Origin of the sequence: Bradyrhizobium sp. SZCCT0153, from assembly GCF_018129995.1 — a bacterium.
Lineage (GTDB): Bacteria > Pseudomonadota > Alphaproteobacteria > Rhizobiales > Xanthobacteraceae > Bradyrhizobium > Bradyrhizobium japonicum_G.
In genome coordinates this window covers 239,052-251,833 of sequence record NZ_JAFCKS010000002.1, presented here as the reverse complement: position 1 = coordinate 251,833, position 12,782 = coordinate 239,052, and the positions used below count along the sequence as shown (strand labels likewise).

The 12,782-nt window shown below is 64.3% G+C and carries 14 protein-coding genes; 8 read left to right on the top strand and 6 right to left on the bottom strand.

Annotated elements, in window-relative coordinates; genetic code table 11:
- Window positions 1-150: 150 nt before the first annotated feature.
- A complete protein-coding gene (locus tag JQ572_RS09070) occupies window positions 151-384 on the bottom strand; it encodes a hypothetical protein (protein ID WP_211382664.1) in 234 nt (77 codons plus the stop codon).
- Window positions 385-522: 138 nt separating this feature from the next.
- On the opposite strand from JQ572_RS09070, the gene JQ572_RS09065 reads away from it, so the two are divergent.
- From JQ572_RS09065 to JQ572_RS09055, 3 genes are all read left to right on the top strand, one after another.
- Window positions 523-867 carry a DUF1236 domain-containing protein gene (locus JQ572_RS09065; RefSeq protein WP_211382663.1) on the top strand — a complete coding sequence of 115 codons (345 nt, stop codon included), beginning with the start codon at window positions 523-525 and terminating at the stop codon, window positions 865-867.
- Window positions 868-1,220: 353 nt separating this feature from the next.
- Window positions 1,221-2,678 (top strand): sensor histidine kinase, encoded by a 1,458-nt coding sequence (locus JQ572_RS09060; RefSeq protein ID WP_211383523.1) that lies wholly within the window; start codon window positions 1,221-1,223, stop codon window positions 2,676-2,678.
- Window positions 2,679-2,691: 13 nt separating this feature from the next.
- Window positions 2,692-3,828 carry a mandelate racemase/muconate lactonizing enzyme family protein gene (locus JQ572_RS09055; protein ID WP_211382662.1) on the top strand — a complete coding sequence of 379 codons (1,137 nt, stop codon included), beginning with the start codon at window positions 2,692-2,694 and terminating at the stop codon, window positions 3,826-3,828.
- Between the two features lie 97 nt (window positions 3,829-3,925).
- Here the strand turns inward: JQ572_RS09055 and JQ572_RS09050 are convergent, their stop codons facing one another.
- Together JQ572_RS09050 and JQ572_RS09045 are read right to left on the bottom strand one after the other, a co-directional pair.
- The gene (locus JQ572_RS09050) at window positions 3,926-4,657 is read right to left on the bottom strand and encodes a cytochrome c biogenesis CcdA family protein (protein ID WP_211382661.1); all 732 of its coding nucleotides are present in this window, start codon (window positions 4,655-4,657) and stop codon (window positions 3,926-3,928) included.
- Between the two features lie 204 nt (window positions 4,658-4,861).
- Window positions 4,862-5,128, bottom strand: coding sequence for a hypothetical protein (locus JQ572_RS09045; protein WP_211382660.1), 267 nt, complete (start codon window positions 5,126-5,128; stop codon window positions 4,862-4,864).
- 483 nt (window positions 5,129-5,611) lie between these two features.
- Here JQ572_RS09045 and JQ572_RS09040 point away from each other — a divergent pair, with 483 nt between their 5' ends.
- The 5 genes from JQ572_RS09040 to JQ572_RS09020 all read left to right on the top strand — a co-directional run bounded on the left by JQ572_RS09040 (window position 5,612) and on the right by JQ572_RS09020 (window position 8,968).
- On the top strand, window positions 5,612-6,658 hold the full coding sequence (locus tag JQ572_RS09040; RefSeq protein ID WP_211382659.1) for a LysR family transcriptional regulator: 1,047 nt from the start codon (window positions 5,612-5,614) through the stop codon (window positions 6,656-6,658).
- A gap of 29 nt (window positions 6,659-6,687) precedes the next feature.
- The gene (locus JQ572_RS09035) at window positions 6,688-7,059 is read left to right on the top strand and encodes a helix-turn-helix domain-containing protein (protein WP_211382658.1); all 372 of its coding nucleotides are present in this window, start codon (window positions 6,688-6,690) and stop codon (window positions 7,057-7,059) included.
- A 363-nt stretch (window positions 7,060-7,422) separates the two neighbouring features.
- The gene (locus JQ572_RS35040; protein ID WP_256806466.1) at window positions 7,423-7,608 is read left to right on the top strand and encodes a hypothetical protein; all 186 of its coding nucleotides are present in this window, start codon (window positions 7,423-7,425) and stop codon (window positions 7,606-7,608) included.
- Between the two features lie 129 nt (window positions 7,609-7,737).
- Window positions 7,738-8,559: an enoyl-CoA hydratase gene (locus JQ572_RS09025; protein WP_211382657.1), complete on the top strand. Its 822-nt coding sequence runs from the start codon at window positions 7,738-7,740 to the stop codon at window positions 8,557-8,559.
- A 118-nt stretch (window positions 8,560-8,677) separates the two neighbouring features.
- Window positions 8,678-8,968: a hypothetical protein gene (locus JQ572_RS09020; RefSeq protein WP_211382656.1), complete on the top strand. Its 291-nt coding sequence runs from the start codon at window positions 8,678-8,680 to the stop codon at window positions 8,966-8,968.
- A gap of 44 nt (window positions 8,969-9,012) precedes the next feature.
- Here JQ572_RS09020 and JQ572_RS09015 read toward each other — a convergent pair whose 3' ends face one another.
- The 3 genes from JQ572_RS09015 to JQ572_RS09005 all read right to left on the bottom strand — a co-directional run bounded on the left by JQ572_RS09015 (window position 9,013) and on the right by JQ572_RS09005 (window position 12,651).
- Window positions 9,013-10,092 carry an isocitrate/isopropylmalate dehydrogenase family protein gene (locus tag JQ572_RS09015; RefSeq protein WP_211382655.1) on the bottom strand — a complete coding sequence of 360 codons (1,080 nt, stop codon included), beginning with the start codon at window positions 10,090-10,092 and terminating at the stop codon, window positions 9,013-9,015.
- A gap of 135 nt (window positions 10,093-10,227) precedes the next feature.
- Complete coding sequence (locus JQ572_RS09010) at window positions 10,228-11,295, bottom strand: alcohol dehydrogenase (protein WP_211382654.1); 1,068 nt, start codon at window positions 11,293-11,295, stop codon at window positions 10,228-10,230.
- 159 nt (window positions 11,296-11,454) lie between these two features.
- On the bottom strand, window positions 11,455-12,651 hold the full coding sequence (locus tag JQ572_RS09005) for a CaiB/BaiF CoA transferase family protein (protein WP_211382653.1): 1,197 nt from the start codon (window positions 12,649-12,651) through the stop codon (window positions 11,455-11,457).
- Window positions 12,652-12,782: the final 131 nt, after the last annotated feature.

Here is a 12,782-nt window from a genome sequence, read left to right as displayed (position 1 = left end):
GAAAGACTTGCGGGTCTGTGCGTTGCACGCACAGACCCGCTCGCCTTCCACTGCGGCTTAGTGCAGGTGGCCGATCAGATAGATGCCGCCGCCGATCACCAGCACGGCCGGCACGGCCCACAGAATCAGAACCGGCATTTGTCATCCTCCTCAGTTTGACGTGCAGACCTTGACGGTCTTCATGCCGCTCTCAGCCTCGATGCGCGACTTGTAGATCGTGCCCGAGGGGCTGACGACGGTCGTGGTCGTGTCCGTCGGCTTCTTGTCGACGATGGTGCACTTCTTCGTCTTGACGTCCTGGACGACGTAGAACTCGTCGGCCGCGAACGCCGGCAGGGACAATGCAGCGAGCATCAGCGCTGCGGTCGCTACTTTCAGCTTCATACTCTCCTCCTCCAGTTGCCGGGCTTTCCGGCCCGGTCGATTCACCAACGGGAAAAATCGGCAATTTGTTCCTGTGGGCAGGAACGTCGCGCACGGTGAGATGTTGATGCGGCGCCTGATCCGTATGAGGAGGAGAATATGAAGAAGCTGTTCCTGCTATCCGCCGCTGTCGTCCTGATGTCGACCGGCGCTTTCGCGCAATCCACCGTGGTGACCACGACCGGAACCGGTCACGCGGCAGCGGTTCAGATCGAGCCGCAATACCGGACCAGGATCAAATCCTATGTCACCGAGCACCATCTCCGTCCGGTGACGACGAAGCAAAAGATCATCGTCGGCGCGACAGTGCCGAGCGATGTCGAACTCGAGGCCGTTCCGGCAGACTGGGGTCCGTCCCTCACGAGGTATCGCTATGTCTACTCCGGCGAACGCGTGATGCTCGTCGACCCCGGCTCGCGCACGGTCGTTCAGGAAATCGATTGATCAAGGCGCGAGGGCGGTCACCTCCAAGGCGGCCGCCTTCCCCGGAGTTGACCGCATGAGATCGCATCGAGAGGCCCGGATCGCCGGGCTCAGCCTGGCGGCCGTTTACGCCATGTGTCTCCTACTGACCGCACTCAGCATGAGCTGAGCTGAGGCGCAGGCGCCCGAACTGCGCTGCAATATCCCGCCGCTGGGCGGCTCGCCCAGATGCGAAAATCATGGCGCAGCGCATATCCCGCCCCTATGGTCTCCCAAAATCATAAATCCGGCGCTCTCCTGCGCCGGAACCGGGACGCCCGCGTTTGTCAAAGCTCACCCTGCCGGTCCGGCTCGCCCTTCTGGTCACGGGAACGATGTTGCCGCTGATCGTCTTCGCGGTCGGCATTGCCGTCTACAATTACAAGCAGGACCGGAACGACGCGACCCGCCGCGTGCTGGAGAACGTGCGCAGCATGCGCCTCGTGCTGGACTCCGAGGTGCAGCGGATGACCGGCGGCTTGCAAGTCCTTGCGCTGACGAATTCGCTGCGCAACGACGACTTCGAGAACTTCCGCCGCATCGCGCTCGGTTTCGTCGACCAGTACGGCAAGGGCGGCCTCGTGCTGATCTCCGATCGCAAGGGCCGGCTGCTGTTCTCCTCCGCGACGGAGGACACCGCAAGCCTGCCGCCGCGCGATCATATCGAGATCATCGAGAAGGTATTTGCGACCAGGTCGCCGCAATATTCCGACCTGTTCACCGGCGCGATCAACGGGCGACAGGTGCTCACGGTCGAGGTCCCGGTGCTCCGCGATGGCGAGGTGATCTACGACCTCTGCTTCAGCCCGCCGGTCGGCATCTTTCAGCATCTGGTGGAAAAGCAGCGGCCCGACCAGCTCTGGACCGTATCGCTGCTCGATACCAAGGGCATCGTGTTCGCGCGCACTCCCAATCCGAGCGAGACATTCGGCAAGCGGGCTTCCCCCTCGCTCTACGCGGCGATGTTCCGGAGCAACGAGGCATCGCTTTCGACCGTGTCGCTCGACGGCATTCCGCTCGCCTCCGCCTACACCCGTTCGCAGCTGACGGGCTGGACGGTGGCCGCCGGCGTCGCCGAGAGCTCGCTGATTGCCCCGCTCTGGCGCAACATCGCGATCACCAGCCTGATCGGCGGCATCCTGCTGCTGACCGGCCTGACCTTCGCGGTCAGGATGGCGACCACGATCGCGCGCGGCGAGATGCTGCACGATCTGTTGATCGACGAGCTCAACCATCGCGTCAAGAACACGCTCGCCTTGATGCAGGCGATCGCCGTGCAGACCTTCCGCAGCGCCAGCCGCGACGAGCGGGCGAAATTCGAGGGCCGGCTCGGCGCCCTCGCCGAGGCGCATAACCTGCTGAGCCAGGAAAAATGGGCAGGCTCCGAGCTGAAGGACGTGATTGCCCGCGCGCTTCAACCGTTCCTGCTGAACAATCCCGAACGCATCCGGATGGACGGCCCCGCCGCGCCGCTGTCGCCGCGGCTCGCCGTGGTGCTGTCGATGATCGTGCACGAGATCGCCACCAACGCCGCAAAATACGGCGCACTCTCCAACGAGACCGGCCGTGTCACGCTGGAATGGGAGGTCATCGCCGATGCGCCGAAGCCGCGGCTGCGCCTGATCTGGACCGAGATCGGCGGCCCGCCGGTGACGGCGCCGGTGCAGCGCGGCTTCGGCTCGCGCCTGATCGAGCGCAGCGCGCGCGACCAGCTCGGCGGCGAGGCGACCGTCGACTTCCTGCCGCGCGGCGTGGTCTGCACGGTGATCTGCACGCTGGACGAGGCGCGGTGAACGGGGAATGGCAATGAAGATCACGAGCGTTCGCACGCACATCCTCGAAGCAAAGCTCTCGCAGCCCTTCGCCTATTCGCGCGCCTGGTACGACACGCGCACCGCGATGCTGGTCGAGGTCGAGACCGATGACGGTCTCGTCGGCTGGGGCGAATGTTACGGCCCGGCACGCATGACGGCGGCAGTGGTCCGCAGCATCGAACCATGGCTGACCGGTGAGGATCCGCTGCGCACCGACGTCTTGTGGCAGATGGTCTACGCGCGTTTGCGCGATCACGGCCAGAAGGGCGTCGTGATCCAGGGCCTGAGCGGCATCGACATCGCGTTATGGGACATCAAGGGCAAGCATTTTGGCGTGCCCGCGCACCAGCTTCTCGGCGGCGCCGCGCGCAAGGAGGTTGCGGCTTATGCGACCGGTCTCTACCGGCGCAAGTCGGGCGATCCGCTGAAATATCTGCCGGAGGAGGCGGCGGGTTATGCCGCGGAAGGATTCCGCGCCGTGAAACTGAAAGTCGGCTTCGGCATCGCGGACGATGCCGCGGTGACGCGCGCGGTGCGCGAGGCGATCGGCCCCGATGTCGCGCTGATGGTCGATGCGAACCACGCCTATGACGCGATCGCTGCGATCCGGCTCGGCCGACTGATCGAGCGCTATGATATCGGATGGTTCGAGGAGCCGGTACCGCCGGAGGACGTCGCAGGCTATCGCGCGGTGAAATCCGCGCTCTCCATTCCCATTGCCGGCGGCGAATGCGAGTTCACGCGCTTCGGCTTCCGCGACCTGTTTGCCTCCCATGCGCTCGACATCGCCCAGCCCGACACCTGCGCAGCCGGCGGCCTCTCCGAATGCAAGAAGATCGCCGACATGAGCGAGGCGTTCGGCATCCGCTACAATCCACATGTCTGGGGCACCGGGATTGCGATCGCGGCCTCGCTCCAGCTTCTCGCCGTGCTGCCGTCGCACACGCCGACCTCGCTGGCACCGCTCGAGCCGATGCTCGAATTCGACCGCACCGAACATCCGATCCGGCAGGCGATTCTGAAGGAGCCGATCGAGCACGCGAAGGGCGTCGTGCGCGTGCCGGACGGTCCGGGTCTCGGCATCGAGGTCGATCGCGAGGCGCTGGCGCGGTTCGCGGTGAGTGCCTAGAGCATGATCCGGAAAAGTGCGAAGCGGTTTTCCGAAAAGATCATGCTCAAACAATAACGTAAAGCGCGATGACGATTCGCCCCAATCTCATCGCGCTTTAGCCGATCGTCTGCAACGCCGGAAACGTCTCGAGCAGCCAGATGCTGACATTCGAGACGGCGCCGGTGAGGAAGCCGATGCCGGTGATGACCATCAGGACGCCCATGGCGCGTTCGACATTGACGAGATGGCCCTTCATGCGCGCGAACAGTTTCGAGAACTGCTCGATCATCAAGGCTGCGATCAGGAAGGGAATGCCGAGGCCGGCCGAATAGACCGCGAGCAGGCCCGCGCCCTTCGTCACCGTCGCTTCAGCAGCGGCGACCGAGAGGATTGCCGCAAGGATCGGGCCGATGCAGGGCGTCCAGCCGAAGGCGAAGGCGAGCCCCATGATATAGGCGCCCCAGAGCCCGACGGGTTTCGGGATCGGCAGCCGGCCTTCGCGCATCAGGAACCCGATGCGCGTCAAGCCCAGGAAGTGCAGGCCCATGACAATGATGACGATGCCGGCGAGGATCGAGAGCTCGGCCGACCAGGCGCGGATCAGCCCGCCGATCAGCGAGGCACTGGCCCCGAGCGCCACGAACACGGTGGAGAAGCCGAGCACGAACAGCAGCGCCGACATCATGATCGCGCGCTTGGAGGCCGATGCCGGCTCGTCGCTCTCGACGTGCTCGATCGTGGCGCCCGTCAGATAGATCAGATAGGGCGGGACCAGCGGCAGGACGCAAGGGGAGAGGAAGCTGACGAGGCCGGCAATCAGCGCCGCCGGGATCGAGACATTTTGCATGATGCAGTCGGAGCCATCTCAGGCCCCGGTGCGGCGCGGGGAATGCGCGCGGCCCGGGGCCGAACCGGCTCAGGTGTAGCCGATGCCGGAAAATGCGCAACAGAGGCGCACAAAACCAGGGCTCCTCCCGATGCCGTCCGCAATCACAGATGCGGCATCGGGACGCGCACAAATCTCGCCAAAAAGCGAGACTCGGCGGCGCGGCTACTTCACCACGCGGAGCAGCGGACGCCGGGGCTGGTCCTGCGTCTGCTTGGAAGGGGGCTGCGGTTCGCTTCCGGCGCTCCGCAGCATTTCGTCGCACAATGCCTTGAGATCGGCACCGTCAATTCCTTTGAGTTTCATCCTGACGTCGAGGATGACAATGGACAGCAGCTCGGCCGACTCACGGCTGTTGCTCTCATTGAGAACCCTGCGGCACTCCACGAGCGTTTCCAGCACCGACTGCAATTGTTGGTCTGAATGCGACACCGGCGTTCTTTCCGTTAATTCGGCCTGTGAGACGTGGTTGTGACGACCTCTTTGGCCCCCTTGGGGGATCGAGAATAGCACGAGGCCATTGCGCCCCTGAACATGATTTCAATGTGTTTCCGCGTGGAAAACGCGGTTCCGGCGAACGCCGCCCCGTTGCGCCGTCCACTGTTATCGACACGGCCAGGAAAAGAACGCCCGGGTTGCTGAGAATGATCCATCCCGGAGAGCAACACCGGTGCTCGCGCAAGGAGGTCCATCGCGGACAGCGCCGACGATCCCGCAGCCATGTTACGGCTCATAACGGAACTCACGCCCACACCCCTCATACGGACGATAGCTTGCCCGATTCCCAGCCCTTGGCAGCACTCGAATACCACTTGAGACACAGTAAGGATGACGTTCAAAACTCGTCATTCCCCAACCCGCCGTGGTTGTGGTTTCCGCAAGATTCTGCCAGTTTAGCGACCCGAAGGGACTTGTATGCACTCCTTGGCGGAAAGGGGCGTTCCACTGGAGGAACGCCCAAAAACAAACATCAGCGGCCTCTCCGATTGGGATGCGGCCCGCATTTTCCTGGAAGTCGTCCGATGCGGAAGTTTCCGCTCGGCGGCCGAACGCCTGTCGCTGTCGATCAATGCCGTCCGCCGCCGGATCGATGATTTCGAACGCCAGACGGGCACCACCCTGTTCACCCGCGACGTGCACGGCACCCATCTGACCGATGAAGGCGCGCTGGTGGTGTCCGCCGTCGAGCAGATGGAGGCAGCTGCATTCGACGTGCTGCGCACCAGCGATTCGACTGCGAATGCCCTGTCTGGCGAGGTCCGTGTCGCCGTGACCGAGGGACTTGGTACGTTCTGGCTCGCCCCGCGGCTGGTCGAATTCCAGCAGGCCTATCCGAAAATCCTGGTCGATCTGCATTGCGCGATGCGCTCGGCCGACGTCTCCCGCCACGAGGCCGATGTCGCCATCCATTTGGCGCGGCCTTCGGCGCTCGACGTCAAGCTGGTGCGGCTCGGCCGCATGCATCTGATGTTCTGGGCCTCCGAGAAATACATTGCGAAACATGGCGCGCCGCGCACGGCGATGGAGTTGATCAAGCACCGCCTAGTGCTGCAATTCGCCGACCAGCTCGCCGCCAAGGAAACTTTCGAGAGCTTCTTCCCCGGCGTTCCGGAGCGTGACCTTCTGGTCATGAAGACCAACGTCTCAAGCGCCAACTACTGGGCGGTCGCGAATGGCGCCGGAATCGGCGTATTCCCGAGCTACGCCATTGCGCTTGGCGGGAAGTTGATTCCACTGGAGGTCGAGCTGAACAGACCGCTGGATATCTGGTTGTCCTACCATCCCGGTAGCGGCCGGATTCCGAGAGTGCGGCACATGATTGACTGGCTGATCGAAGCCTTCAGTCCGGCGCGATTCCCGTGGTTTAAGGAAGAATTCGTGCACCCGCATGAATTCAAGGACTCGTATATGGGCGAACCCCTGACCCAGCTCTTCGGGGGATTTTCAACCGAAGAACGATGAGAAAACGAATGAAAACAGCGGCGAAGAGAATGAAGCAGCGCAGTGCCGGCAAGCCCGACATTGAGCTGGGCAAACGCATCCGTCTGCGGCGCGTCGAGATGAAGATCTCGCAGGCCGAGCTCGGCGAGAAGCTCGGCGTGAGCTTCCAGCAGGTCCAGAAATACGAGAAGGGCGTCAATCGCGTCGGCGCGGCTCGGCTTCAGCAGATCGCCACCTCCCTCGACGTGCCCGTGACCTTCTTCTATGACGGCGACAACAAGGCGCGCGAAGTCGAGAGCCTGCTCTTCCTGGACTCGGCCTTCAGCCTCCGCCTGCTGCGCGCCTACAGCAAGATCAAGGACCAGACGGTGCAGCGGCAGCTGGTCTCGCTGATGGAATCGATCGCAGCGAACGAGGCCTGAGCCGATCGGCGTTCGCGCCTGTTCGGCCGATTGTTCAATCCGCCGCGTCACGGGGACGCGGCCGGATTGGACGAGTACATGATTGGACTCATCCGGACCCGCGCGCTTGCGCGCGGTCTTTCCCGGGGCGGATGCCGCCCCTTTTTGTTGACGATTTTTCCCGCCGTCGCCCGCGGTTTTCGCGAACCCATTCCGGCCTTGTCGCGACCCAATCCAGAGACCGCGCGTCCGACGCTATGTGGTGGTCAACGTCCCCGCGGCCTTCGCCGAGGCGGTCGAGAACGACGTGGTGGTGCGGTGCTATCGCGTGATCGTCGGCAAGACTGAAAGCCCTCGCCGACACTGACGGCCCAGATCACCAGCGTGGTCCTCAATCCGACCTGGACGGTGCCCTCCTCGATCGCCAAGACCGAGATCTCCGCGCACATGCGCAAGGATCCGACCTACCTGTCGCGCATGCACATGGAGGTGCTCGACGCCCACGACAACCCGATCGACCCGCATTCGGTCGACTGGCATTCTTCAGCAATGCCGGCAGCCACTCGCTGACCGCGCATATGACGCGCTAGCGGCCATGCAATCGCGGCACAGGCGGATGCAAAGCCGCCTCCCTCGCCGCGGTTGACCCTGGCGTCCCCCCGGCCGAACATCGCGCCTCGCCAACGAAAAGCGAGCGCGATGCCCGACATGTCCAGCACGACCGAAATATCCTACGCCGACGGCAAGATCCTCCAGCACACGGCCGGCGGCGTCGGCGTGGTCACCTTCAACAATCCCGACAAGCGCAACGCGATGTCGCTGGAGATGTGGGAGGGATTTGGCGAGGCGCTGACGGCCTTGCGCGACGACGACGCCGTGCGAGTCGTGATCCTGCGCGGCGCCGGCGGCAAGGCCTTCGTCTCGGGCGCCGACATCAGCCAGTTCGAGAAGGTCAGGCACAACGCCGCCGCGTCCGAAGAATATGCCAAACGCAGCGCCACCCAGCGCGCGCTGTTCGCCGACTACCCCAAGCCGACCATTGCCTGCATCCAGGGTTTTTGTCTCGGCGGCGGCATGCAGGTCGCGATGCTCGCCGACATCCGCATCGCCTCCCACGGCAGCCAGTTCGGCATTCCCGCGGCAAAACTCGGCATTGCCTATGGCTATGACGGCTTGCGGCACCTGGTGTCGCTGGTCGGCCCGTCCTGGGCGCGCTTTCTGATGTACACGGGCATGCGGATCGATGCGGCGGAGGCGTTGCGTATTGGCCTCGTCGAGCGTGTGTTTCCGGAGGATCTGCTCTGGGGCGAGGTCATGGGAGTAGCCGAGACGATCGCGCAGAACGCCCCGCTCGCAATCAAGGCCGCCAGGATCACCATCGCGCAGGTGCTGAAGGACGAGAGCGGGCGCGACATGGACGCGATCAAGGCGATCGGCACGGCCTGCATGGACAGTGCGGATTTCCGCGAGGGCCGGCAGGCCTTCATGGAGAAGCGCACGCCGCAGTTCCAGGGCAAATGACGTCGAACGCGCGAAGCTGAATTTTCATTCAGGAAGATTAAATTCCCCGGCCGCTTCGCTGCGGTAGCAACCAACTGATCTCCCGCAAGTTCTTCCGCCACCAACGAGGGAGATTGCGATGAAAATCAAGTTTGCCGTTCTCGGTCTGGCTGCGCTCGGCAGCGCTGCGCTGGCGTCGGGACAAGCGATCGCAGCGATGCCGAACGGCATCCCGCAGGCCGATCGCGTCGCAAGCGGTCCGGCCGCGAATGTCGATCAGGTGCGCATGGTCTGCAATGCCTGGGGCCGCTGCTGGTGGCGTCCGAACTATTACCGCGCCTATGGCTATTACGGTGGCCCGCGACGCTTCTACGGTTACGGTCCGCGTCCGTGGGGCTGGGGCGGCCACCGCCACTGGCGCCGCTGGTGAATGACGAAGGGGCCCACTGGGCCCCTTTTCTCTAAATGTATTGGCTACAGCGCGGCGAGCACAGCTTTCGTAATATCAGCCGTGCCGTTGCTGCCGCCGAACTCCATCGGCTTGATGCCGCCGGCATAAACCTGATCCACCGCACGCTCGATCGTCTCGCCGGCTTCCGCCGCGCTCTCGACGCCGTGCTTGTCGGCGAGCCAGTCCAGCATCATCGCCGCCGACAGGATCATACCGGTGGGATTGGCCTTGCCCTGCCCCATGATATCAGGCGCGGTGCCGTGGCACGGCTGGAACACGGCGTATTTGTCGCCGATGTCGGCTGACGGCGCCATGCCGAGGCCGCCGATCAGGCTCGCGGTGATGTCGGAGACGATGTCGCCGAACATGTTCTCCATCACCATCACGTCGAAATCCCAGGGCCGCTTGACCAGCATCGCCGAGCAGGCATCGACATAGAGCCGGTCGGTCTTCACCTCGGGATGACGCTTCTCGATTTCGTCGAAGATGCTGCGGAAGAACGCAAACGCCTTGAACACGTTGGCCTTGTCGACGCAGGTCAGCATCCCCGGCTTGCCGCGCGCCTTGCGACGCTCGGCGAGGCGAAACGAGAACTCGAACAGGCGCTCGGAGGTTTTGCGCGTGATCACCATGGTCTCGCGCGCCTCCTCATGGGTAACGACGCCCTTGCCCATCGAGGCGAACAGGCCTTCGGTGGACTCGCGGATCACGACGAGATCGATGCCGCGCGTGTCGGCGCCGACGATCGGGCTCGGCACACCCGGAATGAGCCGCGCCGGACGTACACCGGCATAGAGATCGAAGATGAAACGCAGCTCGATCTGCGGCGCGATCTCGGTATTGTCGGGGTAGCGCACCGACGGCAGGCCGCAGGCCCCGAGCAGGATCGCGTCCGCCTCCTCGCACAGCTTGATCGTCGTATCCGGCATCGACTTGCCGGTCGCGAGATAATTGTTGGCGCCGGCCGGCGCCTCGGTGAAGCGAAAGCTGAGGCCCGACTTGGCTTCGATCTTGCGCAGCACTTCAATGGCCGGCGCCATGACTTCGGGACCGATGCCGTCACCAGCGAGCACGGCAATGTGGAAGGCGTTGTTTGCTGACATTGGAGTTCCTGCGCGAAGAGGAGCGCGTCATTGCGAGGAGCTCTTGCGACGAAGCAATCCAGAAATGCGTCCGCACAGACACCCTGGATTGCTTCGTCGCTTCGCTCCTCGCAATGACGGCGGAAAGAGCATTGGCTACGGCGTCAGCACCGTGCGCCCGACCACCGCGCCCTGCTGCAGCTGCACCAGTGCATCGTTGGCCTTGGCGAGTGGCTGCCGCGTCACCGGAATCGGCGGTATATTCTTGGCGCGCACGAGGTCGAGCAATTCCTGCGTCTCGCGCAAATTGCCGACATAGCTGCCCTGGATCGACACCGCCTTGATCGGGATCAGCGGCAGCGCCCAGGTCGCGCCGCCGCCGAACAGGCCGACGATGACGAGCTTGCCGCCCTTGGTGAGGCAATCGAAGCCGAGCTGTGTCGTCGCGGCATTGCCGACGAGGTCGATCACTGCGCGGATCGGGCCGCCCGCTTTTTTGGCGAGTTGCTCCAGCGCATCCGGCGCCTTGGGATCCACGGTTGCGAGCGCGCCGGCCTTCTCCGCCGCCTCGCGCTTCCTGGCGTCGATGTCGACCATGATCGCGCCCTTGCCGCCCATCGCTTTCAGCAGCGACAGCGCCATCAGGCCGAGGCCGCCGGCGCCAAACATCACGATCGGCGTGTCGAAATACTGCTCGACCTTCTTCAGCGCGCTGTAGGTGGTGACGCCCGAGCAAGCATAGGGTGCGGCCGACGCCGGGTCGAGTCCCCTGAGATTGAGCAGGTAGCGCGGATGCGGCACCAGCATGTGGTCGGCATAGCCGCCGTCGCAATAGACGCCGAGCGAGCGCGGCGTCAGGCACATGTTCTCGTCACCGGCGAGGCACGTCGCGCATTTGCCGCAGCCGATCCAGGGATAGACGAGGCCGACATCGCCGAGCTTGAGATCGCCCTGGTCGGTCGGCTTCACGTCGGGTCCGAACGCCAGGATCTCACCGACGGTCTCGTGACCCATGGTCAGCGGCAGGTTGATGCCGCGGTCCTTCAGCGACAGCGGCTTGCGGCCATGGCCGAGATCGTAGCCGCCTTCCCAGATGTGGAGGTCGCTGTGGCAGACGCCGGCGGCCTTCACCTTGATCAGCACCTGCGTGCCCGACGGCTGCGGCGTGGCCTCGTCGAACTCCTGCAGCGGCGCCTTGAAATCGGCGACCTTGAAACTCTTCATCGGCGTCCTCCCGCATGCTTCTTGTTGCCGCGCCACCATGCCATGGCCGGAGGGGCGAGACAAACTTGCCTCTGTCTAGTTGACGGCGGCCGATGGTGGCAAGGCGCCCGCGCGCAAGGCCGCATTGCCCGCCGCAGCGGGCCCCTCTTCAGCCCCGCTTCAGCCCTGAACGGCCGTTTTGCCTGACGGAATTGGGGCATCGTCGGCGAGGCCGATTTCCTGGCGCAATGCGTCCGTGTGCTCGCCGAGCACGGCCATCGTTCTGGCCGGCGCGGTGTCGGCGCCCGACATCCGGAACGGCAGATTGAGGACCTGGAACGAGCCGCCTGCGTCCTCCACGGACGAGAGAGCGCGGCGATGCGCGAGTTGCGGATCGGCCAGCGCCTCGGACACGGTTCGATAGGCCGAGGCCGGCACGCCGGCCGCGCCAAGCGCGACGAGGCATGCGTCGGTCGTGAGTTGGCGCGACCAGGCTTCCACACCGTCCATCAAATCGGCCCAGTTCTCGCGCCGCGCGGCGTAGACGGAGAAGCGCGGGTCGGAGATCCATTCGGGGCGGCCGATCACGCCCATCAATCCCTGAAACGTCTTCTCGCTCGCGACCGTGATCATGACGTAGCCATTGGCCGTCTCGGTCGGCCCGAACATCGGCCGCGGCGGCGGCTTCACGGTGAACTGCGAGCTCTGCAACTCGATCACTGTCAGCGTCAGCATCGATTCCAGCATGGAGACGTCGATGTGCTGGCCGAGGCCCGTGACCGTGCGCTGATAGAGCGCCGACGCGATCGCGCCAAAACCGTAGGTGCCGGTGACGACGTCGGCATGGTAGATGCCGCAATAGTCCGGACGGCTGCGGCCGGGCTGGTAGGCCAGATGCGCCATGTCGTAGCCGGAGGCCGCATGGATCACCGGCGCGTAGGCCGGCAGCTCGGCCGAGGGACCGCTCTGGCCGTAGCCGGAGATCGAGCAGTAGATCAGCTTCGGATTGACCGGCCGCAGATCGTCGTAGTCGAGCCGCAGGCGGCGCATCACGCCGGGGCGAAAGTTCTCGACCAGGATGTCGGCGGTCGCGGCCAGCCGGCGCACCGCCTCCCTGCCGTCTTCGGATTTGAGATCGAGCACGACGCTCTTCTTGCCGACATTGAGCTGGCCGAACACGGTGCTGCAGCCCTTGCGCAGCGGCGGCCGGGTCCGCATCGTCTCGCCGCCGTCGGTCTCGATCTTGATGACCTCGGCGCCCATGTCGGCGAGCATCCGGGCACAATGGGGGCCGGCGATGGTGGTCGAAAAATCCAGAACCCTGAGGCCCGCGAAGGCCTTTGTCGTCGTCCCCTCATGCTTATCTGCTAGTGGCATGCCTGCTTACGTCCTTGCCGGTGCTCGGTCGCTTAGGAACTATCGAAGTTCTCTATTGTTGGTGCGCCGACCCTAGAGGGCGGCGGCTGAGTAGGAAAGTCTTTACCGAACGGACGCGTCAGGCGGGCGGG

Coding starts and splice junctions, on each gene's coding strand:
- JQ572_RS09070 (WP_211382664.1), bottom strand. CDS start 384: ATGAAGCTGAAAGTAGCGACCGCAGCGCTGATGCTCGCTGCATTGTCC.
- JQ572_RS09065 (WP_211382663.1), top strand. CDS start 523: ATGAAGAAGCTGTTCCTGCTATCCGCCGCTGTCGTCCTGATGTCGACC.
- JQ572_RS09060 (WP_211383523.1), top strand. CDS start 1,221: ATGTTGCCGCTGATCGTCTTCGCGGTCGGCATTGCCGTCTACAATTAC.
- JQ572_RS09055 (WP_211382662.1), top strand. CDS start 2,692: ATGAAGATCACGAGCGTTCGCACGCACATCCTCGAAGCAAAGCTCTCG.
- JQ572_RS09050 (WP_211382661.1), bottom strand. CDS start 4,657: ATGCAAAATGTCTCGATCCCGGCGGCGCTGATTGCCGGCCTCGTCAGC.
- JQ572_RS09040 (WP_211382659.1), top strand. CDS start 5,612: ATGCACTCCTTGGCGGAAAGGGGCGTTCCACTGGAGGAACGCCCAAAA.
- JQ572_RS09035 (WP_211382658.1), top strand. CDS start 6,688: ATGAAGCAGCGCAGTGCCGGCAAGCCCGACATTGAGCTGGGCAAACGC.
- JQ572_RS09025 (WP_211382657.1), top strand. CDS start 7,738: ATGCCCGACATGTCCAGCACGACCGAAATATCCTACGCCGACGGCAAG.
- JQ572_RS09020 (WP_211382656.1), top strand. CDS start 8,678: ATGAAAATCAAGTTTGCCGTTCTCGGTCTGGCTGCGCTCGGCAGCGCT.
- JQ572_RS09015 (WP_211382655.1), bottom strand. CDS start 10,092: ATGTCAGCAAACAACGCCTTCCACATTGCCGTGCTCGCTGGTGACGGC.
- JQ572_RS09010 (WP_211382654.1), bottom strand. CDS start 11,295: ATGAAGAGTTTCAAGGTCGCCGATTTCAAGGCGCCGCTGCAGGAGTTC.
- JQ572_RS09005 (WP_211382653.1), bottom strand. CDS start 12,651: ATGCCACTAGCAGATAAGCATGAGGGGACGACGACAAAGGCCTTCGCG.